Source organism: Wujia sp., assembly GCF_056872695.1.
Map to the genome: position 1 here is coordinate 57,009 of NZ_DBMFCD010000001.1, position 24,264 is coordinate 81,272.

Annotated in this window: 29 protein-coding genes; 27 read left to right on the forward strand and 2 right to left on the reverse strand. The window is 45.6% G+C overall.

Annotated features, from left to right (window positions below):
• Nucleotides 1-92: 92 nt before the first annotated feature.
• On the reverse strand, nucleotides 93-1,457 hold the full coding sequence (locus tag ACZQK9_RS00260) for a citrate/2-methylcitrate synthase (RefSeq protein ID WP_483269279.1): 1,365 nt from the start codon (nucleotides 1,455-1,457) through the stop codon (nucleotides 93-95).
• A 448-nt stretch (nucleotides 1,458-1,905) separates the two neighbouring features.
• On the opposite strand from ACZQK9_RS00260, the gene efp reads away from it, so the two are divergent.
• The 27 genes from efp to ACZQK9_RS00395 all read left to right on the forward strand — a co-directional run bounded on the left by efp (nucleotide 1,906) and on the right by ACZQK9_RS00395 (nucleotide 23,945).
• Nucleotides 1,906-2,466, forward strand: coding sequence for an elongation factor P (efp, locus tag ACZQK9_RS00265; protein ID WP_178016800.1), 561 nt, complete (start codon nucleotides 1,906-1,908; stop codon nucleotides 2,464-2,466).
• Nucleotides 2,467-2,640: 174 nt separating this feature from the next.
• Entirely contained in the window at nucleotides 2,641-3,603 is a 963-nt protein-coding gene (gene spoIIIAA / locus ACZQK9_RS00270) for a stage III sporulation protein AA (protein ID WP_483269280.1), read from the forward strand.
• Nucleotides 3,600-4,139, forward strand: a complete 540-nt coding sequence (locus ACZQK9_RS00275; protein ID WP_483269281.1) for a stage III sporulation protein AB — start codon at nucleotides 3,600-3,602, stop codon at nucleotides 4,137-4,139. Before spoIIIAA ends, ACZQK9_RS00275 begins: the two co-directional genes overlap by 4 nt.
• A 19-nt stretch (nucleotides 4,140-4,158) precedes the next feature.
• The gene (spoIIIAC, locus tag ACZQK9_RS00280) at nucleotides 4,159-4,353 is read left to right on the forward strand and encodes a stage III sporulation protein AC (RefSeq protein WP_021985008.1); all 195 of its coding nucleotides are present in this window, start codon (nucleotides 4,159-4,161) and stop codon (nucleotides 4,351-4,353) included.
• Between the two features lie 11 nt (nucleotides 4,354-4,364).
• The gene (locus tag ACZQK9_RS00285) at nucleotides 4,365-4,751 is read left to right on the forward strand and encodes a SpoIIIAC/SpoIIIAD family protein (RefSeq protein ID WP_178016437.1); all 387 of its coding nucleotides are present in this window, start codon (nucleotides 4,365-4,367) and stop codon (nucleotides 4,749-4,751) included.
• A gap of 16 nt (nucleotides 4,752-4,767) precedes the next feature.
• Entirely contained in the window at nucleotides 4,768-6,120 is a 1,353-nt protein-coding gene (locus ACZQK9_RS00290; protein WP_178016438.1) for a stage III sporulation protein AE, read from the forward strand.
• Between the two features lie 2 nt (nucleotides 6,121-6,122).
• A complete protein-coding gene (locus ACZQK9_RS00295; RefSeq protein ID WP_178016439.1) occupies nucleotides 6,123-6,593 on the forward strand; it encodes a stage III sporulation protein AF in 471 nt (156 codons plus the stop codon).
• Nucleotides 6,594-6,597: 4 nt separating this feature from the next.
• A complete protein-coding gene (locus tag ACZQK9_RS00300; protein WP_178016440.1) occupies nucleotides 6,598-6,993 on the forward strand; it encodes a hypothetical protein in 396 nt (131 codons plus the stop codon).
• Nucleotides 6,994-7,003: 10 nt separating this feature from the next.
• A complete protein-coding gene (locus tag ACZQK9_RS00305) occupies nucleotides 7,004-7,639 on the forward strand; it encodes a SpoIIIAH-like family protein (protein ID WP_178016441.1) in 636 nt (211 codons plus the stop codon).
• Nucleotides 7,640-7,772: 133 nt separating this feature from the next.
• Entirely contained in the window at nucleotides 7,773-8,135 is a 363-nt protein-coding gene (locus tag ACZQK9_RS00310; protein ID WP_021985002.1) for an Asp23/Gls24 family envelope stress response protein, read from the forward strand.
• Between the two features lie 11 nt (nucleotides 8,136-8,146).
• Complete coding sequence (nusB, locus tag ACZQK9_RS00315; protein ID WP_178016442.1) at nucleotides 8,147-8,593, forward strand: transcription antitermination factor NusB; 447 nt, start codon at nucleotides 8,147-8,149, stop codon at nucleotides 8,591-8,593.
• A complete protein-coding gene (gene xseA / locus ACZQK9_RS00320) occupies nucleotides 8,590-9,921 on the forward strand; it encodes an exodeoxyribonuclease VII large subunit (RefSeq protein WP_483269282.1) in 1,332 nt (443 codons plus the stop codon). The genes nusB and xseA overlap by 4 nt, the downstream gene beginning before the upstream one ends.
• 15 nt (nucleotides 9,922-9,936) lie before the next feature.
• The gene (gene xseB / locus ACZQK9_RS00325; protein WP_178016444.1) at nucleotides 9,937-10,134 is read left to right on the forward strand and encodes an exodeoxyribonuclease VII small subunit; all 198 of its coding nucleotides are present in this window, start codon (nucleotides 9,937-9,939) and stop codon (nucleotides 10,132-10,134) included.
• Nucleotides 10,124-11,011, forward strand: coding sequence for a polyprenyl synthetase family protein (locus tag ACZQK9_RS00330; RefSeq protein ID WP_216507049.1), 888 nt, complete (start codon nucleotides 10,124-10,126; stop codon nucleotides 11,009-11,011). Before xseB ends, ACZQK9_RS00330 begins: the two co-directional genes overlap by 11 nt.
• A 39-nt stretch (nucleotides 11,012-11,050) precedes the next feature.
• Nucleotides 11,051-12,925, forward strand: coding sequence for a 1-deoxy-D-xylulose-5-phosphate synthase (dxs, locus tag ACZQK9_RS00335; protein ID WP_178016446.1), 1,875 nt, complete (start codon nucleotides 11,051-11,053; stop codon nucleotides 12,923-12,925).
• A 23-nt stretch (nucleotides 12,926-12,948) separates the two neighbouring features.
• Entirely contained in the window at nucleotides 12,949-13,788 is an 840-nt protein-coding gene (locus ACZQK9_RS00340) for a TlyA family RNA methyltransferase (RefSeq protein WP_178016447.1), read from the forward strand.
• A complete protein-coding gene (locus ACZQK9_RS00345) occupies nucleotides 13,781-14,620 on the forward strand; it encodes an NAD(+)/NADH kinase (protein ID WP_178016448.1) in 840 nt (279 codons plus the stop codon). The genes ACZQK9_RS00340 and ACZQK9_RS00345 overlap by 8 nt, the downstream gene beginning before the upstream one ends.
• A gap of 1 nt (nucleotide 14,621) precedes the next feature.
• Nucleotides 14,622-15,071 (forward strand): arginine repressor, encoded by a 450-nt coding sequence (gene argR, locus ACZQK9_RS00350; protein WP_178016449.1) that lies wholly within the window; start codon nucleotides 14,622-14,624, stop codon nucleotides 15,069-15,071.
• Nucleotides 15,062-16,747, forward strand: coding sequence for a DNA repair protein RecN (gene recN, locus ACZQK9_RS00355; protein WP_483269283.1), 1,686 nt, complete (start codon nucleotides 15,062-15,064; stop codon nucleotides 16,745-16,747). Before argR ends, recN begins: the two co-directional genes overlap by 10 nt.
• A 129-nt stretch (nucleotides 16,748-16,876) precedes the next feature.
• Nucleotides 16,877-17,953, forward strand: coding sequence for a SpoIVB peptidase S55 domain-containing protein (locus ACZQK9_RS00360; protein ID WP_178016451.1), 1,077 nt, complete (start codon nucleotides 16,877-16,879; stop codon nucleotides 17,951-17,953).
• 129 nt (nucleotides 17,954-18,082) lie between these two features.
• The gene (gene spo0A, locus ACZQK9_RS00365; RefSeq protein ID WP_178016452.1) at nucleotides 18,083-18,877 is read left to right on the forward strand and encodes a sporulation transcription factor Spo0A; all 795 of its coding nucleotides are present in this window, start codon (nucleotides 18,083-18,085) and stop codon (nucleotides 18,875-18,877) included.
• Between the two features lie 126 nt (nucleotides 18,878-19,003).
• Complete coding sequence (gene spo0A, locus ACZQK9_RS00370) at nucleotides 19,004-19,822, forward strand: sporulation transcription factor Spo0A (protein WP_178016453.1); 819 nt, start codon at nucleotides 19,004-19,006, stop codon at nucleotides 19,820-19,822.
• 40 nt (nucleotides 19,823-19,862) lie between these two features.
• Complete coding sequence (locus tag ACZQK9_RS00375) at nucleotides 19,863-20,414, forward strand: hypothetical protein (protein ID WP_178016454.1); 552 nt, start codon at nucleotides 19,863-19,865, stop codon at nucleotides 20,412-20,414.
• A gap of 135 nt (nucleotides 20,415-20,549) precedes the next feature.
• Nucleotides 20,550-22,055: a hypothetical protein gene (locus ACZQK9_RS00380; RefSeq protein WP_483269284.1), complete on the forward strand. Its 1,506-nt coding sequence runs from the start codon at nucleotides 20,550-20,552 to the stop codon at nucleotides 22,053-22,055.
• A gap of 44 nt (nucleotides 22,056-22,099) precedes the next feature.
• Nucleotides 22,100-22,705, forward strand: coding sequence for an imidazole glycerol phosphate synthase subunit HisH (gene hisH, locus ACZQK9_RS00385; RefSeq protein ID WP_117781003.1), 606 nt, complete (start codon nucleotides 22,100-22,102; stop codon nucleotides 22,703-22,705).
• A 21-nt stretch (nucleotides 22,706-22,726) separates the two neighbouring features.
• Nucleotides 22,727-23,488: an imidazole glycerol phosphate synthase subunit HisF gene (hisF, locus tag ACZQK9_RS00390; RefSeq protein WP_178016456.1), complete on the forward strand. Its 762-nt coding sequence runs from the start codon at nucleotides 22,727-22,729 to the stop codon at nucleotides 23,486-23,488.
• Between the two features lie 31 nt (nucleotides 23,489-23,519).
• The gene (locus tag ACZQK9_RS00395) at nucleotides 23,520-23,945 is read left to right on the forward strand and encodes a GNAT family N-acetyltransferase (RefSeq protein ID WP_178016457.1); all 426 of its coding nucleotides are present in this window, start codon (nucleotides 23,520-23,522) and stop codon (nucleotides 23,943-23,945) included.
• A 55-nt stretch (nucleotides 23,946-24,000) separates the two neighbouring features.
• On the opposite strand, the gene ACZQK9_RS00400 is transcribed toward ACZQK9_RS00395, so the two are convergent.
• A complete protein-coding gene (locus ACZQK9_RS00400; protein ID WP_178016458.1) occupies nucleotides 24,001-24,234 on the reverse strand; it encodes an HPr family phosphocarrier protein in 234 nt (77 codons plus the stop codon).
• Nucleotides 24,235-24,264 lie beyond the last annotated feature (30 nt).

Sequence of the window (24,264 nt, forward strand, 5' to 3'; positions counted from 1 at the left end):
AGAAAAAAGAATGTGGAATATCAAAAACAAAGGGGAACGAGAAATCGTTCCCCTTTACTATGTTACCGATTAGCTTCCGGTACGATAATTTCTTACCGCTCTGCAATCGGTGTATATGCGCGGTTTTCCGCAATCGACTTGTAAGCCGGGCGGATGATCTTGTTGGCATTGATCAGCTCTTCGATACGGTGGGCGCTCCAGCCGGCGATACGGGCAACGGCAAACATTGGCGTGAAGAGTTCTTCCGGCAGATCAAGCATGGTGTACACGAACCCGCTGTAGAAATCAACATTCGGGCTGACACCTTTATAGATCTTGCGTTTGTCTGCGATGACTTCCTTCGCAATCTCGGCGACATCCATATAAAGTTTGTATTCTTTTTCCTTGTGCTTTTCCTCAGAAAGTTTTCCGACGAAAGTCTGGAATACATTCGCACGTGGATCGGAGATGGAATATACGGCATGTCCCATTCCGTAGATCAGTCCGGAACGGTCGAAAGCTTTCTTGTCCAGAATATCACACAGATACTGACGGATTTCATCTTTATCATCCCAGTCGCGGACGTGCTCTTTCAGATCGTCAAACATACGCTTTACCTTGACATTGGCGCCGCCATGCTTTGGACCCTTCAAAGAGCAGAGGGAAGCGGCGACCGAAGAATAGGTATCTGTTCCGGAAGAGGTAACAACGTGTGTTGTAAATGTGGAGTTGTTACCACCGCCATGCTCAGCATGGAGCACGAGCGCTAAGTCGAGAACCTTTGCCTCGGTATCGGTATAAGATTTATCCTGACGCAGGAGACGCAGAATATTCTCGGCAGTGGAAAGTTCCGGCTTTGGCTGGTGGATATAAAGCCCCTTCCCGAGCTCGTAGTGGCGGTATGCCTGATACGAGTACACAGCAAGCGCCGGGAAATTCGCAATCAGCTCAATGCTCTGACGAAGGACGTTCGGGACGCTGACATCCATGGCGTTTGTGTCGTAAGAACTGAGTGTGAGGATATTTTTCGCAAGAGCATTCATGATATCGGGTGTCGGTGTTTTTAATATAATGTCTCTTGCAAAATAATGAGGCAGCTTTCGGTACGAACCGAGCAACGTGTTGAAATCTGTAAGCTCTTTTTGGTTCGGCAGCTCACCGAACAGCAGAAGATAGACAGTTTCTTCAAAACCGAAACGCTTCTCGGAAGTAAAGCCCCTGACCAGATCATAAATGTTAATTCCGCGGTAGTAGAGCTGGCCGTCGATTGGTATTGTGACACCGTTTACCTCCTCGGAGGAGATGATGGTGGAGATTTCCGTAAGGCCTGTCAGGACTCCTTTGCCGTCTAAATCACGCAGCCCGCGCTTTACCTGATATTTTGTATACAATTCGGGATCAATCACATCGTGGCTTTCGCATAATTTTGCCAAACGCTCAAACTCCGGTGTGACTGCTGAAAATTCCTGTTGATTCATATATTCACTTCCTTATCTGATATTTGTTAATGATGCATTGCAGACGCTGAAACCAGCAAATGTAACAATGCAATAAGTACATACTGATAGACAATGACACAGTCTGATAATTACACATATATGATATATGCGAATTTTATGCTATATGTTTATTGCGATTTTGCGATAACTTATATACTAGCATACTATAATTTCAATATTTTGGCAAACCATTTCCCATGAACAAATTGTGAAATTTATACAAAAAATGTAAATTGAATATAAAACATACGAAAAAAACAGCATAATTTGATGCATACAGAATGGTAAAATAGGGGATTTGATAGATTTTTAATGAAAAATTTTAGAAATTCCGGAAAAGTTATTGAAAATTTTTATTAGGTATATTAGAATAACAAAGATACTGAATGTATTTAATTTCGAATGTATATGTTATTTTAGGAGGATAATTATGGAAGCAAGTGATTTCAGAAATGGTGTGACTTTTGTATGTGATGGTCAGCCTTGTCAGGTAATAGAGTTTCAGCATGTAAAGCCAGGTAAGGGTGCTGCATTCGTTCGTACAAAGTATAAGAATATTATCACAGGTGCAATCAGAGAGACAAGTTTCAACCCTACAGCAAAGTTCGATTCTGCATATATCGAGCGTAAGGATATGGACTACTCTTACAGAGATGGTAATCTGTATTACTTCATGGATCAGGAGACATTCGAGATGATTCCTGTTGATGAGAGCGTAGTTGGTGACGCTATGAAGTTTGTTAAGGAAGGCATGACATGCAAGATTTCTATCTACGAAGGAAATGTATTCGCAGTAGAAGGTCCTGATTTTGTAGAGCTTGAGATTACAGAATGTGAGCCGGGTGTAGCAGGAAATACAGCTACAAACGCTACAAAGCCTTGTACAGTTGAGACAGGTGCTACATTGAATGTTCCTCTGTTCATCAATCAGGGAGAGGTTATCAAGATTGATACACGTACAGGAAAGTATCTTTCAAGAGCAAAGTAATTTGAAAATTACAAATTAAATCAGAATGATCAAAGGCACGTTCCGTTTCGGAGCGTGCCTTTTTGTGTAATATGTCGTCATGCAGAAATTGTGCGATCTGCGATCCGGATAAACCCCAAATTTCCAATCATATATTTCCGCATCCCGCATATATATATGGTAGGGGTGAATGCTGTGAAAAACGAAATCTTAAAATTACTCCCCCCTTGTATTCGGTACATAATTAATCAGATTGACATAGATTATAACTCCCTGATAGAGCTTCGGTTCCGGATCTGCGAGCCGTTGATATTGGTTTTTATGCAGGGAGAATATTTTGTGCAGAATTGTGGGGGACTGACACTCGATCGAAAAAAAGCATATCGTGTAACTGCGGATGATATCCGGGGGATTATCGATGCAGTGACCGATTACTCATTGTATGCATATGAGGATGAAGTGAGACAAGGGTTTGTGACAGTGTGTGGCGGGCATCGCGTCGGCGTTGCCGGTCAGGTTGTATTGGAGCATGGGAGAGTAAGAAACGTGAAACATATATCGTTTATTAATATTCGGGTATCCCATCAGATTAAGGGCTGTGCGGCCTGCCTGCTTCCGTATGTGATTAAGGACGGCAGGCTTCTGCATACGCTGATCATATCGCCTCCGGGGTGCGGGAAGACAACAATCCTGCGGGATCTGGTGCGGCTGATATCGGATGGGAACAGTTATTGTAGAGGGATGAATGTCGGCGTGGTGGACGAACGCTCAGAGCTTGCCGCCTGCTACATGGGAATTCCGCAAAATGATGTTGGGCTTCGCACGGATATCTTAGATGGATGTCCAAAGGCGGAAGGGATGTTGATGCTGCTTCGGTCAATGAGTCCGAAGGTGATTGCGGTGGATGAGATCGGAAGCCGGGAGGATATCGATGCAATCTCGTATGTCATCAATTGTGGCTGTGGGATTCTGGCGACAATCCATGGGGATTCCATCGACGATATCCGCACGCGTCCGGTGCTTCGGAAGCTGGTAGAGGAGAAGGTGTTCGAACGCTACATCGTACTTGGACGGAGCGCAGGGATCGGAACGGTTGAATCGATCTTTGACGAGAGGGGTAATGAGTTATACATTGGTTCACTGTCGGTTGCAAATTGATCGGAATCATCTGTGTGCTTGGTGGCTGCGTGGCTATGGGGATTCTTCGCGCGATGGCAATCCGCCGTCGCGTGAAAGAAATGCAGGAATATTCCCGCGTGCTTTCCGTTGCCACAGCGGAGCTTCGATACCGGAGAGATATTCTGGCACAGGTATTTGCCCGTGTTGCAAAAAAATGCCGTCCGCCATATGCCGCGTGGCTGTCAGAACTTTCACAGGCACTCAAGGAGGTGCAGCAGGAACAGGCATATTCTTATACGGAAGTGGCTGCCGATTTTGATCAGATCTGGAGAAAGCATGCAGACAGACTGTACGAAAGTTCCGGTCTAAAACAAGAAGATATGGAATATATATATAACCTGGGACAGACTATCGGATATCTGGATGTACAGGCACAGGAGGAAGGACTGGCGTTGCTGCAGGCAGATCTGGGACGACATATCCGAGAGCTTGAGACAGAGTCGAAGGACCGCATACGGGTATCGCTTGCGGTTGGGAGTGTCGCAGGTGTGTTGCTGATTATAATCTTGATTTAACAGATGCAGGGGAATGAAAATGACGATTCAGTTGATCTTCAAAATTGCAGCCGTCGGAATTGTCGTGGCACTCATCAATCAGGTATTAAAGCATTCGGGCAGGGACGATCAGGCGTATCTTGTGAGCCTTGCAGGTCTGATTATCGTATTGACATGGATTATTCCTTATGTCAATCAGTTGTTTCAGGATATCAACACATTGTTTGGATTTTAAGGAGGCGGAATATGAATCTGGGAGTGACGATGGTATTTACAATCGTGGCAGTGATCCTGGCATTATCCTTAAAATCCAGGAATCCGGAGTACAGTACATTTATCAGTGTGGCGGTGTGCATTGTGTTGTTGTTTGTCTGCGTGTCGCGGATGCGTGTCATGCTTTCCGGAATCCGCACATTGACGGACAAGATCCGGATGGACAGCACGTATCTGGTGATCCTGGTCAAGCTGATTGGGATTGCCTATATCTGTGAGTTTGCAGCGAGTATCAGCAAGGATGCCGGATACAGTGCGGTTGCATCCCAGATTGAACTGCTTGGAAAGCTTACGATGCTGGTTGTGTCGCTTCCGGTTTTTATGCAGGTTGTGCAGACGGTATTGTCGTTGATCGATTGATGGAGGAACCCGCCAAATGAGTCTGCGGTCTACACATACAACTACATATTTCACTTGCAGATGGCTGGTAGTTGTACTGGCCATTTTTCTTTTTACACATGTCTGTATATTGGCTGCTAAGGCGCAGGAACTATCAGAAGCCATGCAGGAGCTGGATGGACAGGCAGCCATGACAGAAGCTGCGCAGGAGGCGGAGAGACAGGCAGGTGCGACAGAAGCTACGCAGGAGCCGGGCGGACAGGCAGTCACGATAGAAACAACACAGGAACCAGACGATTTGCAGACAATAACAGAATCCGGTCTACAGACGAATCCGATTTATGAATCCATTTTTGAAGAACTAAATCTGGATGAAGTGGAACGTGCGTTGCAGCAGCAGGGGATTCAGACGCCCATGCCAATTACCGAGATGGTAAAAAAACAGGTGGAGGGTGACAACAAATCTGTGTTTTCTGCATTGCTTGCGACGATCAGCAGCGTATTTTTTGGTGAGCTGTCACAGAACAAAGGACTTCTCCTGGAGCTGGTAGGTATCGTCCTGATTGGAAGCATCTTCGTGAATCTGTCGAATTCTTTTGCGGGGGGATTTATCAGTGAAAATGGATTCTATATTACTTATATGCTGATGACATCGTTGCTGCTTACTTCCTTTTCCATGGCATATTCGATCACACTTGCCGCACTTGATAAGGTATTGGTTGCGGTAAGACTGTTAGTGCCGGCGTTTCTGCTGGTGCTACAGTTTATCGGACATGCCACGGCGGCTGGTGGCACATACAATCTGGTTCTGATCGGAATCTGGCTGATACAGGCGGTGATTATCCGGCTGGTGCTGCCCTTGATTGAATTTTATGTGATTGTGGCACTTGTGAACAACCTGCAAAGGGAGGACAGCTTTTCAAAGCTGTGTGAGCTTGTGCAGAGCCTGATCAAATGGATCCTGCGGACGATCATCGTAGTCGTGATCGGGCTGAACGTGATCAAAGGATTGCTGGCGCCGCAGATGGATATTCTTGGGAAAACAGCGGTGAACCGTGCATTGACGGCGATTCCGGGAAGCGTGGTATCGGTGCTTGCAGGTACCTATCTTGCCTGTGGCATGATCATAAAAAACAGTATTGGCATCGCAGGAATCCTGATTCTGTCCGGCATCTGCCTGATCCCGGTCATCAAGCTTTTTCTTCTGATGTTCACGGTGCGGATCACAACGGCACTGATCCAGCCGATGGGCGATAAACGATATGTGGATGGTACGACGGCACTTGCAAATGGAATTGGTATGCTGATGCAGGCACTTGCAAGTGCACTCGTTTTATTTATCATAACCCTTGCGATCATGTCGGGGGCAACAAACGGAACAGGAGGATAGCTATGTTGTTTGGCTGGATGAAAAGTCTGATTTTTTATCTGTTACTTGCGACGATTGTGACGCACATGGCGCCGTCCAATCAATATAAGCAATACATCCGGTATTTCATCGGACTGGTCGTGATCGTTTTACTTGCAAGTCCACTCAAATTTCTGTTTGATTTTGGCAGTGGGGAGTTGCAGGAGCTTTTGTATGAGATAGAGCATGTGGAAGGACAGGAGTCCGTCGCAGGTGTGGGGGGAAGCATCACAGACTATTATGGTATGGGTGTCCGGGAAGGCCTGAAAAAAGAGCTTGGCAGTTATCCGGTTGAGGATGTTGCAATCATAACGGATACAGACGGGACCTTGTTACAATGTACGATTTATGTGAATGGGGCAAGTGCGACGGTGGAGATGGAAAAAGAAATAAAAAAATACATTTCGGATGTCTATAATCTGGAGGATGCTCGTATATATGTAGTAAGACGGTGAGAATATGGAGTGGAAATTTAAGAAAAATGAAAAATGGAACAAGGTAATTCTGATTGTATTATGCGGGATTTTGCTGCTTGTGATCGTGATGCCACAGAAAACAGTACAGACCACGGTGGGGCAGACTGTTTCATCGTCTGATACAACCGCTTCGTATGAGGAGCGTCTGCGGGCACTGCTTGCGGATACTTACGGTGCGGACATGGTTGATGTTTTGATCTATGCGGGGGATCGCACACAGACGTATTATGGCTCTGCAGGCACTGAGACGATCACAGGTGTGCTGATCACGATAAAAAAGGAAGCAGTTACAGGTACCACAATTGCAGATATTACCTTGGCGGTATGCGCGCTCTTTGATCTGCCGGCACATAAGGTGGCGGTTTTGGTAAAAAATTAGGGAGGTTTTTATGAAGAAAAAAACCATGAAACGAAACCAGATTATTATCGGAGCACTCACAGTGCTGCTTGGTGTGGCAGGCTACATAAATTTTTCCGGTAATAAACTGGATTTAGCACCGGGCGAACTGGAACCGACAGAATCCGCCTTTGCAGAGGAACAGACAGTCACGGATGCAAAACCGGCGGAGATCGTATCCGGAGAGCTGACTGTATCAGAACTTCCGGAGGATGAGTATATTGAGCTGAATTCGGAGGAAGAAAAGATCGGGGAAGCGGTGCTGACCTCGGCAAATGCGGCAAATAACTTTGTGTCGATCAAATTAAACCGGGAACAGAGCCGAAGCCAGAACAAGGAGACACTGCTGGAGATCATCAACGGGGATGGCATGGATGCACAGGCGGTGCAGGAAGCAACCGATGCGTATGTAAAACTGACAGAGGATGCAGAAAAAGAACAGGAGGCGGAATCAATTCTGGCTGCGAAAGGTTTTGGAGAAGCAATCGTGTCGATTGGGGATTCCGGTGTAGATGTCATCTTGAACTGTACGGATCTGCCGGATGAAAAACGTGCACAGGTTGAGGATGTTGTGACGAGAAAAACCGGATGTACGGTGGACGCCATTGTTATTACTCTGGCACAGTAGTAAAAATGTAGAAATCAGCAGAAAGCCTTGCACAGATGCAAGGCTTTTTAGTTGCATAATATACATAAATTGGGTATAATATTTTACATATGCAATGAAATAAAACAAAGAGGAAGCAGACAAGGAGGCAATTATGAGCGATATGATAAATGAAGAAGAAAAAATCGGAAAGATCAGCATTGCGGATGGTGTGGTGGCATCCATCGCAGGAATCGCTGCAATCGAGGTGGAAGGCGTTTCCAAACTGACTGGAAATATCTCAAAGGAGCTTGTTGCAAAGCTTGGAAAGAAGAACCTTGCAAATGGCGTAAAGGTAGAGATCACAGATGGAAATGTAGTTGTAGACGTTTCGCTGGAAGTGGAATATGGTACAAGCATCAAGAAGGTTTCAGAGGGTGTACAGGAGAAGGTAAAGCAGGCTATCGAGAATATGACAGGACTGCATGTCCGCGTTGTTAATGTAGTGGTATCCGGTATTAAGATGAATAAAGAATAAGGCGGTTAATTATGACAAGACGAAGCATACGAGAAAATATTTTTCTGATCGTGTTTAAAGCAGAATTCAACAATCAGGAAGAAATGGAAGAACAGATCCGTTACTCAATCAGCAGGATTGAAGAACCGGAGGAGGATCCGGAGGATGTTGCGATAACGGAAATGGGAAAGGTAAAAGAGGATGACCTTGCCTATATTGCAGATAAGGCGCATAAGATACTTTCCATGCTTCCGGCACTGGACGCGAAAATCAGTGAAATTTCTGATGGCTGGCAGATTGGAAGACTTGGAAAGCCGGAGCTTGCTATCTTGCGTCTGGCTCTTTATGAGATGCTTTATGACGAGGAAGTACCATTCCGCGTAGCAATCAATGAGGCGGTGGAACTGGCAAAGAAATATTGTAATCCGGATGCAAGCGGATTTATCAATGCGGTACTGGCAAAGGTTGAGGAACCATGAGAGTAGAAAATGGAAAGAAAATTCTTTCTGTCTGTGAAGTAAATACTTATATAGGCAATATTATTAAACAGGATTACCTGTTAAAGAATATCTGTCTGGAAGGTGAGGTATCAAGTTTTAGCAAGGGACCGACGGGGCATTTGTATATCACACTCAAAGACTGTACGACACCGGAAGGACAGAATGAGACAGCATCTTATAAAGGAATTATCAAGGTGAATGTGTGGAGAAGCGTTGTGGAGAAACTGAAGCTTCCAGCCATTAATCAGGGTGATATTCTGATCGTAAGGGGAAGCTGTTCTATTTACGATGTCAAGAGTGAATATAGTGTCAATGCGGTCTCAGTGCAAAAGAGAGAAGAACGCGGCTGGCATGGCGATGCATATGCAGAGTTAAAAAAGAAGCTTGGACAGGAAGGTATCTTTGACACGGCAATCAAAAAGCCGATTCCGAAGTATCCGCGGAGGGTTGGGGTGGTAATATCAATTGGCACGAATGCATTCAAGGATATTATGAGTGTATCACATAAGCGTAATCCATATGTGCAGATGGTTGTCTGTGATGCCAGAGCACAGGGGGAAAATGCGCGGGAACTGATTGTGCGCGGAATCCGAAGACTTGATGCGATGGGCGTGGATACGATCATCATCGGACGGGGTGGCGGATCAAGAGAAGATCTGGAGGTCTTTGACGATGAGGCAGTTGTCCGTGCAATTTATGAGGCGAAAACTCCAATTATATCCGGAACCGGACATGAGGGCGATACGTCACTGGCAGATGATGCAGCAGATCTGCGAGTAGAGACACCGACGGCAGCGGCGACGGCAGCTGTGCCACTGGTTGATGATATTTTACGAACGCTTCATCTGCATATGCGGACGATGAATTATCACGTGACGAATAAAAAGAATTTATACCAGACACGGCTTGAAGCCAGTGCGCGGGAACTGCGGCTTCGTATGCAGGGGCGTCTGCAGGAAAAAGAGACAAAGCTGCAGATGTATATGCAGCAGATGGCAGCGTTAAATCCAAGAGCAAAGCTTGAAAAAAATCAGGAAAAGCTTGCGCAGTACCGAATAAATTTGAACCGCGGGATTACGCTCCGCTACAGGGAATATGAACACAGGCTTCATTTGCAGTTGACGCGTCTGCATGGAAATGCACCGACGGCGAAGCTGGTGGGTGGATTTGGATATCTTGAATCGGAAGGAAAACCTGTGATGGATGCAGGGCAGACGCAGGCAGGGGATCCATTGGATATTACCCTGCACGATGGCAGAATCCATGCAACTGTCGTTTCTGTGGAGACAGATATAAAAGGTGTGTAAGGAGAATAAAACAACATGGCAGAGAAAAAGAAAGAACTGAACATAGAGGAAGCATTTGCCAGATTGGAAGAGATCAACAAGCTTCTGGAAAATCCGGATACAAATCTGAAGGATTCTATGATGCTTTATACAGAAGGTGTACAGCTTGCAAATGCCTGTAAGGAAGAACTGGCTGGCGTGGAAAAGGAGATCAGGATATTAGATGAAGTATAATGCCAAAGCAATCGAAGAGATGATAGAACCGTATATGCCAGCGGAGGAGGGACATCAAAAGACGGTGCTTGCTGCGATGAATTACGCAGTCAGGGCAGGAGGAAAGCGCCTGCGCCCGATGATGCTCCGTTTATGTTATGAAATGTTTGCCAAAGAGCCGCAGGAGACGCTTGTGCGTCCATTTATGGCGGCGATGGAGATGATTCATACATACTCTCTTGTACATGACGATCTTCCGGCGATGGATAACGATGCACTGCGAAGAGGACTTCCGACTGTGCATGTCAGGTTTGGAGAGGATATGGCAATTTTAGCCGGAGATGCGTTGCTCAATTTTGCTTTTGAGACAGCTTGTCAGGGATTTTCAGTGAAGCCGGGGGATGCCAATGTGGAGAAGGCATTTGCTGTGCTTGCAAAAAAGGCTGGTATCTATGGCATGGTCGGTGGTCAGGTGCTCGACGTGGAACGAGCAGGGCAGCTGATGGATGAAGATCAGCTGGCGTTCATCTATGAGAATAAAACAGGCGCTCTGATCGCGGCGGCATGTATGTGTGGTGCATATCTTGCGGGTGCGGAAGAAGCTGTGGTTGCACAGCTGGAGGAGGCTGCCTATGCAGTGGGACTCGCATTTCAGGTACAGGATGATATTCTGGATTTGACCGGGGATGAACAGGTGCTTGGAAAACCACTTCATTCGGATGATAAGAATCATAAGATTACATATGTGACATTGCATGGCATGGATGCAGCAAAGCAGTATGTGGCGGATATGTCTGAAAAGGCAGTTCGCATATTGGAGAATATAAGCGTATTCGACGAGGGAGCAAAGGCGGATCTGATGGAGCTTGTAAAAAGCCTGATCAACCGAGACCATTAACCGGATTGTGTACGCTGTTATATAAGACAGGGTAAGGCAATGCAGATGTTAGAGAAGATAACAAAAGAAAATGATATTAAACAGATAGATAAGCAGGATTATCCGGCACTGGCAGCAGAAATCCGGGAATTCCTGATTGAAAAGGTAAGTGAACATGGCGGACATCTGGCTTCAAACCTTGGTACAGTGGAGCTTACAATGGCGTTGCATGCAGTGATGAATTTCCCGGAGGATAAGCTGATCTTTGATGTGGGGCATCAGTCTTATACGCATAAGATTCTGACTGGCAGGAAAGATGCCTTTGAAACACTACGCCAGTATGACGGGTTGAGTGGATTTCCAAAACGAAACGAAAGCCCGTGCGATGCATTTGATACCGGACACAGTTCTACGGGTATTTCTGCGGCGATGGGATATGCGGTTGCCAGAGATTTGAGAGGCGGCGACGAAAAGGTCGCTGTTGTTATTGGGGATGGATCCCTGACCGGTGGAATGGCGTATGAAGCATTAAATGGACTCGCTCAGCTTAAAACCGGGTGTGTCGTTGTTATCAATGATAACAACATGTCCATAGGTAAAAATGTCGGAGGATTATCCAAATATCTGAATGAAATTCGACTTGGAAATGCATATAATGAGTTGAAAACCGGTGTCGAAAGCAGTCTGATGGGATCAAAGGCAGGAAAGAAGATTGCAAAAGTTTTGAAACGGTCAAAAGATAATATCAAGCAGTTTTTTGTACCGGGGATGTTTTTCGAGGAGCTTGGAATTACGTATGTTGGTCCGATTGACGGACATGATATCAATCAGATGATTACGACCTTTCAGCATGCGTTTCGCCTGGATAAACCAATTATTATACACGTAAAAACAAAAAAAGGAAAAGGCTATGGACATGCCGAACGGCATCCGGATTATTTTCATGGAATTGCACCATTTGACCAGTTGACAGGTAAGGTACTTGCTACGAAGAAAACGAGCTGTTATACCGATATTTTTGCAAAAAAAATGGTGAAGCTTGGAGAGACGCATGAGGACCTTGTGGCGATAACAGCCGCGATGGCACAGGGAACCGGATTGTCCCGGTTTGAGGAAGCATATCCGGCACGGTTCTTTGATGTGGGAATTGCAGAACAGCATGCAGTGACATTTGCGGCGGGGATGGCGGCGGCAGGCATGGTTCCGGTTGTGGCAATCTATTCTTCGTTCTTGCAACGTTCATATGATCAGATCCTGCATGATGTATGCTTACAGAAGCTGCATGTGATTTTTGCAATTGACCGCGCGGGGCTGGTCGGACAGGATGGAGAGACGCATCAGGGTATCTACGATCTGGCGTATCTGTCTCATATGCCACATATGACGGTGCTGGCTCCGAAGAACCGGTATGAGTTAGAGGCGATGCTTGATTATGCCTATGCTTATGATGGACCGATTGCAATCCGTTATCCGAGAGGCAGTGCATACAAGGGACATGCAGATGTACAGACACCAATCGTCTATGGAAAAAGCGAAGTGATACAGGAGGCTTCCGGTGTGGCAGTGCTTTCCTGTGGACATATGATGGAGGAAGCAGACAGGCTGGTAGAACAATTACAGGCAATGCAGCTTCCTGTGACGCTGGTAAATGTGCGGTTTCAATCGATGCTTGATACAGAGCTTCTGGATCGGCTGATGAAGACACATACCGTGTTTGTAACATTGGAGGATACGATCGTGCAGGGAGGCTATGGCGAGAAGCTGCATGCGTATCTGGCGGAGAAAAACTGTCCGGAGCAGTATGCATTTATCAGTGGTGCGATTCCGGTTCCGAGTGTGCCACAGGGCACGATTGCGGAGCTTCGGAGTCATATGCAGATTGATGCCGGACATCTGGCGAAGCAGGTAGCAGAGCAATATCAAAAGCATTTGTAAGAGTAAATGATAGAGGAAAAAAGATGGAAAAGCAGAAGAAACAACGTCTGGATGTATTGCTGGTAGAAAAAGGACTGGCACCGTCAAGGGAAAAGGCGAAGGCAATCATCATGGCTGGAATTGTATATGTGGATGGCAACAAAGAGGATAAGGCCGGAACGACGTTTCCGGAGAATGCGGTAATTGAGGTGAAGGGGAAAACCCTGCCATATGTGAGCCGCGGTGGTCTGAAGCTGGAAAAGGCAATGCAGAAATTCCCGATCACATTGAATGGAAAGGTCTGCATGGATGTTGGCTCTTCGACCGGTGGATTTACAGACTGTATGCTGCAAAATGGAGCAGTCAAGGTGTATGCCATCGATGTCGGACATGGACAGCTTGCGTGGAAGCTTCGGAATGACGAGCGGGTAGTCTGTATGGAAAAGACGAATATCCGTTATGTCGTACCGGAGGATATTGATGAACCGGCAGCATTTTCTTCGATTGATGTGTCGTTTATTTCCCTGACCAAAGTATTGCTTCCGGTGAAGAATCTGCTGACGGAGGATGGACAGGTAGTCTGTCTGATCAAGCCGCAGTTTGAAGCGGGCAGAGAAAAAGTTGGGAAAAAAGGGGTTGTACGTGACCGGGCTGTGCACGAAGAGGTAATCCGCATGGTAATGGATTATGCAGCATCCATCGATTTTTACCCATTGGCATTGGATTTTTCTCCGGTGAAAGGACCGGAGGGAAACATTGAGTATTTATTATTTTTATCAAAAAATAAGAAAGATCAGGAAATCGTGGATGCTTCATCCATTGATATAAAAGCAGTTGTTACAGCTTCCCATGATACGTTAGATAAGGAACAGGGCAATGAATAAGTTTTTAATAGTCGCAAATACTGACAAAGATATCAATTTAAAACTTTCCCAGGATATCGTTGCCTATATCAATGAAAAAGGGGCGAAGGCGGTGGTCGTAAGTGATATGCAGCAGCATTATAATGGAACTACGATCAAGCCGGAATATTTGGAAGATGTAGAGGCTGTGATTGTGCTTGGCGGAGATGGAACCATGCTTCGTGCAGCACATAGCATTGGAACTTATCAGGTTCCTTTACTGGGCGTGAATCTGGGAACACTCGGTTTTCTGACCGAAGTGGAAGAGTCAAACGCCTATAAGGCAATCGACCGTCTTCTGGCGGACGATTACAGCATAGAGAAACGGATGATGATTGAAGGACGTACAGGAGATACTTCGTTTTCCTGCCTGAACGATGTGGTGATCACTCGTGCGGGATTTTCCCGTATCATCGGACTGAATATCTATGTCAATGAGCAATTGTTAGACACATATGAAGCAGATGGTGTTATCGTTGCGACGCCGACTGGTTCGACCGGATATAACTTGTCTGCCGGTGGACCGATCATCAGCCCAAAATCCAAGGCAGTTGTTGTGACACCAATCTCGCCGCATTCGCTTACCTCCAAGAGCGTCGTGTTTGACAGTGCTGACCGTATACGGATTGAGGTTGTCAAGAAGCGGAGAACACAGGAGACGGAGGCAATCGTATCCTTTGATGGAGCTGACAATGTTGAACTATCTGCCGGTGAGAGCGTGGAAGTGACCTGCTCAGAACGGGAGATTCAGTTAATAAAAATGTATGATGTCAGTTTTTACAGTGTACTTCGGGAAAAAATAGGAGGCGCTTAACATGAGTAAGCAGAAACGCCAGCAGGCATTGCTGGAATTGATATCAGAATATGAGATTGATACGCAGGAAGAGCTTACCAGACGATTACAGGCACTTGGATTTGAGACAACACAGGCAACCGTGTCCAGAGATATACGGGAACTGAAACTGGAAAAGGTTTCTTATGGAAGCGGAAAACATAGATATGCTGCAAGTCTGGAGCCGGATATTGGAACGCATGCATCGTATCAGCATGTGATGACCTCCTGCATTCTTTCGATTGAGGCGGCACAGAATATTATTGTAGTGAAAACTGTGTCAGGTATGGCGATGGCTGTAGGAGCTGCAATCGACAATCTTCAAATCGAAGGCATCATGGGCTGTATTGCAGGGGATGACACATTGTTTCTGGCAATCCGGGATGGGCAGCAGGCAGAACATATAATTGGAGAGATAAAAAAATGTTGTTGACAATGCACATAAAAAATATAGCACTGATTGAGGAAATTGATATAGATTTTCATGATCAGCTAAATATCCTGACCGGAGAGACAGGTGCCGGTAAGTCTATTATTATCGGTTCTCTGGGGATCTGTCTGGGAGGTAAATTTCCAAAGGAATTGTTGCGGGATGATGCGAAGGATGGGCTTGTAGAACTTGTTTTTTCAGTAGAACAGCCTGCAATTGTGGAAGCGCTTGAAAAGCTGGAGGTAACACCGGATGAGGACGGTACACTGTTGATATCCAGACGGCTATCGCCGAATGGAAGGACTGTAAACCGTGTCAATGATACAACCGTCACAATCACCCGTTTGAAAGAGATTGCATCGTTGTTGATCGATCTGCATGCACAGCATGAACAGCAGACACTGTTAAAACCGGCAAAGCATCTGGAGATATTAGACCGCTTTGGTGGTGAGGACATTCAGAAGCTGAAAAAACAGGTGCAGGAAGATTATCATATCTACCGGGAACTCGAAGCAGAAAAGAAAAAAGGCAACATGGATGAGGCTGAGAAGAATAAGCGGATGGATTTCCTGCAATATCAGATAAAGGAAATTAAGGATGCGAAGCTGGTTGATGGTGAGGATATCCAGCTGGAGCGACAGTATAAAAAGGCAGTTAATGCAAAGGAAATCCTGCAATATGCGAATGACATCTATGCACTGACCGGATACGGAGCAGCATCGGCGGCGGAACAGCTTGGACGCGCAATTAAAGATATGCGCAGACTCACAGAGCTGGATGAGGAGCTTATCGATGCTTCCGGCATATTGGAGGATGCAGATGGGCTGCTATCTGATTTCAACCGCGAGATCAGTGAATATATGAAGGACATGGAGTTTGACGAAGGTCAGTTTCATGAGATGGAAAGCCGGCTGGATCAGATTAATTCCTTAAAGGCAAAATACGGAAATACCATTTCTGCAATTATCGAGAGCCTTGCGTCATTTGAAAAGGAATACGAAGCACTTTCTGGCTATGAGGCACATATGCAGGAAGTAGAAGTGCAGTGGCAGAGGCAGAGAGCAAAGCTGGAAGCAAGCTGCCGGGAATTATCTGAACATAGACGAGCCTTGTCTGAGAAGCTCTGTAAGAAGATACGTGAATCGTTGGAGGATATGAATTTCAACATGGTTCGATTTGAGATGCGTTTTGAGACATCTCCAAACTATTCTGCAAATGGTTATGATGATGCATGCTTTTATATTTCCACGAATGTCGGAGAAGCGATGCGGCCATTGCATGAGGTGGCATCCGGCGGTGAACTGTCGCGAATCATGCTGGCGATGAAATCCTGTCTTGCGAACCAGGATGATACACCAACGCTTGTGTTTGATGAGATCGATGTTGGTATCAGCGGCAGAACGGCACAAAAGGTAGCAGAGAAGATGTCGATTTTATCAAGGCATCATCAGGTCATCTGTATCACACATCTTCCGCAGATTGCGGCGATGGCAGACGCACATTATCTGATTGAAAAAAATGTGGAAAATGAGAAAACGATTTCCAGTATCCGGCTTCTTTCCAAGGAGGAAGAAATCGAAGAACTTGCAAGACTCATCGGTGGCGCAAAGATTACAGAGACAACCATTCATACGGTTACTGAAATGAAAGGATTGGCAGAACAGGCAAAAATAAACTGAATTACATACATTGAAATATTCGATACTAAGAGTACATGGTGGAATCTATGTACTCTTTTTTATATCAAAAATTATAAGAAATAAAATGATTTGAAATAAAGAAATGAAATCAGGAGAGGAGGAAACGATGTGAGAAGGTATCGAATATTTTTAGTTGCATGTCTGTTGGTGGTGCTTGGTATCCTTGGATATCATAACCGTGAATATCTGTTTGCAAAACAGGAGTCTGCAACAACGGCAGAACAGACAGGTTCTCTGCCGGTCGTATCCAATGAGGGAGAGACAGAGTGTATGGTCAGTCCGTCGGGAGAACCCGTGGGAATTTATGTGAAAACAAAGGGCGTTATGGTGATCGGGGTAAATGCTGTTACGGATGAAGATGGAAATACATGCACGCCTTGTGAAAATCTTCTGGCGCCCGGAGATTATGTGATGCGCATCAATGGGCAGAGTGTGGGGGATAAAAAATCTATGATGGAGCTCGTGCAACAAAGCGGAGGACGGGAAATGCTTCTGCGTGTCTGTCGGGAAAATGATTATCGGACGGTTCGAGTCACACCGGTCAGGAAAAAGGATGGTGGATATGCGATCGGACTTTGGGTAAAAGATGATATTTCAGGTATTGGAACAATCACATATACGGATGGTACACGGTTTGCGGCACTTGGACATAGCATCAATGATAACGATACCGGAATTATGTTTCAGGTGTCGGATGGTGCGGTGTATGAAACGACAATTGTGCGGATAAAAAAACCGGAGACAGATAAACCGGGCAGACTGGAAGGAATTATCAATTATACTGGACGGTATGTGATCGGGCGAGTGGAGGAAAACAGCGCTTATGGGATCCATGGCTATCTGACAAAACGACAGCAAAAGACGCATATACAGGATGTGCAGGTGGCAATCGGACGCAAGGAGGAGGTTCATGTCGGAAAAGCGTATCTGTTATCATCCGTATCAGGAGAGTCGAAACAGTACGAGGTCGAAATTGTGTCGGTAGATTCCGGAAATGAGAATGGAAGATGTATGGAATTTAAGGTAACGGATTCAACATTGCTGGCTCTGACAGGGGGGATCGTGCAGGGGATGAGTGGTACGCCAATCCTGCAGGATGGCAGGCTGATCGGGGCAGTGACGCATGTATTTGTTAATGATTCGACACGCGGCTACGGCATTTTCATCGAAGAAATGATGCAGTAAAAAATGGGAAAATTTGACCGAAAATGCTGTCAATATTTACTGTCGCAACTTGCGTTTTATTATGTATTGCCCTCGCAAAATAATGAAACTATAATATCTTTGATATCAAGATTAGAGGGGGATAGTTTTATGAAGACAAAAGTGCTTATCATAAAACATGATACGAAGGCAGCGACGGAATTAAGACAGCAGCTTGCAAGGAATAAGGATATTTGCGTGTGTGATATTATTTCAGACGGCGGAAACGCAGTTTCGGCAATCCGCACACAAAATCCGAATGTCATATTGCTGGATTTTCTGTTGCCGAATCTGGATGGACTGGCAGTGATGGAGGAAGTGAACGGCTGGGGAAACCGTGGATACCGATTCCTGTTGCAGGGGAATGCGAGCCAGATTCGATTTGCACAAAATACATGCCGGGAGAATGTAGATCATATTTTTGTCCGGTTTATTGATGAAGAATGTAATGATCCGGATCTGGAGAAAGAAATCCTGACACTTGCCCGCTGCAAGCAGACGGGAATGAGTGTATGCCAGGCGGAGGATGCAGGGGAGGAGCTTCAGACGAAACTGGAGGTCAAAGTAACAGAGATCATCCACGAGGTAGGAGTACCGGCACATATCAAAGGATACCAGTATCTGCGAAGTTCCATTCTGATGGCAGTGCAGGATATGGACATCCTCGATTCCATTACAAAACAGTTGTATCCGTCAATTGCGAAGGCATATGCAACGACACCATCGCGGGTGGAACGGGCAATCCGGCATGCAATCGAGGTAGCATGGAGCAGAGGAAACTCGGACACAATGCACGAATTGTTTGGATATACGTTACAGCAGGGGAAGCTGAAACCGACGAATTCGGAATTTATAGCATTGATTGCCGACAAAATACGACTCGAATCGAAGATGAAAAGCGCTTAGACAAAATTATCCACAAAAAGAAAATTTCTGTGGAAATGCGCTTGACAATGGTATTTTGAAATTATATCATCTTCCTATGGTTAATTTAGATTGATAGGAGGTTGGTTCCAAGAAGGGGAGGATAATATGAATACGGAGAGAATCAGGGTGATGATTGCGGATGCCGGCTATGAGATGCTGGGACGGCAGTTAGAAGCCTATAATGGGGAAAGATTCGAGATTGTTTGCTGTACAGCGGATGGCAACGAGGTTTATGATCAGGTGCTGCAGACGCAGCCGGATGTATTGTTGATGGATGTTTTCATTACCAACGTAGATGGGCTGGAGGTATTGGAACAGTTGCGGGAGAATGCATCACTTGTTGATTTAAAGATTATTTTTTTATCAACGGTGGGATCGAGCCGGATCATTAATATGGCATTTAATTTAGGTGCTGATTATTATGTGATGAAGCCTTGTAATCCGAAAGTACTGGCGAAGAGAATTATTCAGATTGCAGACCTTGCAAAGGTTGGGGAGCCGATGGAAGGAAGCGAAGAAGAGGATACCAAACTGCCAGCAGATAATGTGTATGATTATGGTATGCATTCCATGGAGAATGATGTGACAGAGATCATCCGGGAAATCGGAATTCCGGCGCACATCAAAGGATACCAGTACATACGGGAAGGTATTATGATGGCAGTCAATGATATGAATATGCTCAATTATATAACGAAGCTGTTATATCCAAGTATAGCCAAAAAGTACAAGACAACGTCCAGCAGTGTGGAGCGTGCGATCCGCCATGCAATAGAAGTGGCATGGGGAAGAGGTAAGATCGAAGTAATCGAGGACATGTTTGGTTATACGGTAAGTGCAGGAAAAGGAAAGCCTACAAATTCCGAATTCATTGCCCTCATCGCGGACAAGCTTAGAATTGAGTATAAAATGCATGCAAGCTAAAAAATAAAATCCATGCAAAGTTACGAAAGGAGATAAAGACGTGGCAACGGAAGGAACAAGAGAAGGTGGTTCCAGCATGAACAGAGGACAAGGAAAATATTTTGATCGGGAGAAACGACCAGGTGGAGGAACAAGATTCCAGAAGTCGGATCGTTCTGGTGCACCGAGGGGTGACCGGAAAACAGGTGGAGACAGACCACCGCGTGGAAATGGAAACCGATCATCTTATGGAGAGAAATCATACGGTGACAGACCATATGGAGACAGACCACCGAGAAATGAGCGTCCAAACCGAAACTACGGAGGTGCTCCTAAGTTTCCGAAAAAGGATGAGGATGAGGAAGACAGAGGCAGAAGAAGTAAACCATCCCGTCCAAAGGAGAATAAACCGACGATGGCAATTCCGGACAAGAATAAAGTCCAGATGCGCTTAGAGAAGGAACAGAAATCAGTAAAAAAGAAGCAGAACAATAAAAAACGGGAATCCAGTCGTCCGCAGCCAAAGCAGAAGCGTTCCAGCAACATCAATTATACGAAAAACTATGCAAATGGCGCATATGATGATTATGAGGATTTTGATGATTGGGAATAAAAAGCGCAGGCACCATACAGCAGTTGTATGGTGCCTTTTTGCGTGTTTGTATGCATTGGTTTTACTTGTGTTGGAGAAATGAATGTGATATGATACTTTTATCTGTGGAATTTGTGATATACATGGAGGAATATTTTGGACGAGAATAATCTGGATAGTCTGTTGGATGAATTATCAGCCATGGACGGAGAATTGAATGAGAATATCGATATAGATTCCGGCGTGGATGTCGATGCAGATGATATGGACGACATTTCTCTGGATGAACTTGATCATCTGGATGGCATGGATCTGGGGGATCTGGACTTTGATGATATTGACTTTGATGATGTCGATATCACGAACCTGGATGCGGGTGCCAATCCGGTTATCAAGAAGAAACCACAGGTGAAAGAGCCGGAGGATATGAATCTGGATGCACTGATTGAGAAAGCAAATCAGGAGAGTGTGAAGCCAGAGCCACAAAAAGAAGAACCGGCAGAACCAATGGACAATACAGATGTCTTTGGTGAAGCAGATTTGCAGATGCAGGAGGATACTGCACTGCCGGAGGGCGTGTTTGATGATGCGTTATTTGGTTCGATGGATATGGGAATGCAGGAAGAACCGGGGCAATCAGAGAAAGAAAAGAACCCATACACAGCGGATGAGGACAGCCTGGATGCGTTGTTGCAGTCATCTATGGCAGAGAGCCTGTTGAGCGGGGATCTGGCAGATATCGAGGATATCGGTGAAAAACCGGAGAAAACGGCAAAAAAGAGCAAGCAGCCAAGAAAAAAGGCAGAAAAGAAGAAAAAAACGGAGATGGATGCAGATGAGACAGACCACAAGAAGAAAACGATTTCCGAGATCCTTTTTGGTGAGCCGGATGAGGATGATATAGAAGAGGAAGCTTTATTCAAGGAGAAGAAAGCGAAGAAGGAAGCAGAAAAGAAGAAAAAACAGGCAGAACGGGAAGCAAAAAAAGAGGAAAAAGATGCAGCCAGACAGGAGATGCTTACCGCGAAGCAGGCGAAGGATAAAGCAAAGCAGAAGGAAAAAACCGACAAAAAACGACAAAAAGATGAAGCTTATGCGGCGGAGCTCGAAGCGGAAAAAGATCAGAAAAAGGTTTCGACACCGACCGTCATTGTCGTATTTGTGCTGTTTTTTGCGCTAGCAGCCGGTGTTGTACTTGGTACGAACCAATTTAATTATTCGCAGGTAATCAAGAAAGCGACGAATTATTTCGAACGGCAGCGATATCGTCTGGCATATGACGAAGTATCTGGTGTGGATGTGAAGGAAAAGGATCAGGATCTGAAAGATCGTATCTATACTGTCATGTATGTGGAACGGCTCTACGAGTCCTATGAGAACAACATGAAGCTTGGCAGGTCGGACAAGGCACTCGATGCGCTGCTTCGTGGCATAGAGAAATATGATGAGCATTACGATGAGGCGGTAGAGCTTGATATCGTGAAGGATATTGATTCCTGCCGGGATAAGATTATAAATGCACTGTGGAACACGTATGGTATCACAGAGGATACGGCATATCAGATCTTAGCGATGGAAGGACAGGAGTATACCAAAACCTTGTCGGAGCTTGGCGCAAAAGCAGCGGAGACAGAGACGCCGACGGATGCGCAGGGAAAGTAATAAATGCAACTATTGACTGTATGAATGTGACAGAGGATGAGACGATGATAGCAATTTTAGATTACGATGCAGGCAACATTAAAAGTGTAGAAAAAGCAGTGCATTATCTGGGCGAAGAGGCCGTGATCACGCGGGACAAGGATCTGATTTTGTCTTGTGACAAGGTGATCCTGCCGGGCGTGGGAAGCTTTGGTGATGCGATGGGTAAGCTGCGGGAGTACAAGCTGGACCAGGTCATCTACGATGTGGTAGATGCGGGGACGCCATTCCTTGGAATCTGTCTCGGCTTACAGCTTCTATACAAGACGAGCGAGGAAAGTCCGGGGGCAACCGGGCTTGGAATCCTGGATGGTGAGATTCTCCGGATTCCGGATGCACCGGATTTGAAGGTTCCGCAGATCGGATGGAATTCACTCGATATTACACCGGGCGCGAAATTATTTGCCGGTGTGGAGGAACATCCATATGTATATTTCGTCCATTCGTATTACCTGAAATCGAAGGATGAAGCAGATGTTGCAGCCCGGACACACTATTCTGTGGATATTCATGCTTCCGTGGAGAAGGGCAACGTGTTTGCATGTCAGTTCCACCCGGAGAAGAGTTCAACGGTAGGACTTAAAATATTGGATAACTTTATACACTTATAAGAGACGAGGGAGGAAGAGAGTATGCATACAAAGAGAATTATTCCTTGTCTGGATGTCAACAATGGCAGGGTTGTAAAGGGTATCAATTTTGTAAATTTAAAAGATGCAGGTGATCCGGTTGCGGTTGGCGCTGCCTATGATAAGGCAGGGGCAGATGAGCTTGTATTTCTGGATATTACGGCATCTTCGGATTCGAGAAACATCGTGATTGATATGGTGCGGAAGGTTGCAGAGACCGTGTTTATTCCGTTTACCGTTGGTGGCGGTATCCGAACCGTCGATGATTTCAAGGCGATTTTGCGCGAGGGTGCGGACAAGATCAGCATCAATTCATCTGCCATCAATACACCACGTCTGATCAGTGATGCCGCAGACAAGTTCGGCAGCCAGTGCGTGGTTGTTGCGATCGATGCGAGAAGAAGAGAAGATGGAAGTGGCTGGAACGTATTTAAAAATGGCGGACGTGTCGATACAGGACTCGATGCGATCGAGTGGGCGATGCAGGCGGACAAGATGGGTGCAGGTGAAATCCTGCTTACCAGCATGGATTGTGATGGTACAAAGGCAGGTTATGATGTGGAGCTGACCAGACTGATCGCGGAAAATGTATCTGTTCCGGTGATTGCGTCCGGTGGTGCAGGAACAAAGGAGCATTTCTATGATGCTTTGACGGAGGGAAAAGCAGATGCAGCACTTGCAGCATCCCTGTTCCATTACAAAGAGCTTGAGATCATGGATCTGAAAGCATATTTGTCCGAACGTGGAATACCGATGCGTATGTAGGCTCATATGACGGTAGAAGAAGGACGAAACAATGATTACACTGATAGAAAATGAAATCTCGCGAGAGGAATATCTGTCACTTCGTGAGCAGGTTGGATGGAAAAAACTGACAGACAGGCAGGCGGAACAAGCTCTTGCAAATTGTCTGTATAAGGTTAAAGCAGTGACGGAGAACGGACAGGTTGTCGGTATGGGACGTGTCGTCGGAGATGGCGCCGTGGTCTGTTATGTTCAGGATCTGATTGTGATTCCTCAGGTGCAGGCACAGGGGATTGGCTCACAGATTATCCGGAAACTGAAAGCATATGTGGAATCTCTGCGGGAAGAGGGAAGCACGATGATGTTATGTCTGATGTGTGCCAAGGGCAGAGAACCTTTCTATGAAAAACATGGATTTATGCAGAGACCGACAGAAGCACTTGGCCCGGGCATGATTCAGTATCTGACAGAAAAATAAGACAAAAAAACCTCCCGGTCTGGGAGGTTTTTGTTTACCGAATTCAGTGAATTAATTACTCAGCAAGATAAGGCTTTAATGCTGCCATGATGTCTTCTGTATTCTTGTCTGTATGTACATTTAAGTCGATTGGCTTGGAAATATCCAAACTGAAAATTCCCATGATAGACTTTGCATCAATAACATAACGACCGGATACCAAGTCAAACTCAGCATTGAAACCGCTGATATCGTTTACAAAGCTCTTCACCTTATCGATAGAGTTGAGAGAAATTTTAACCTTTAACATATAGTAACCTCCTTGTATATTATGAAAGCG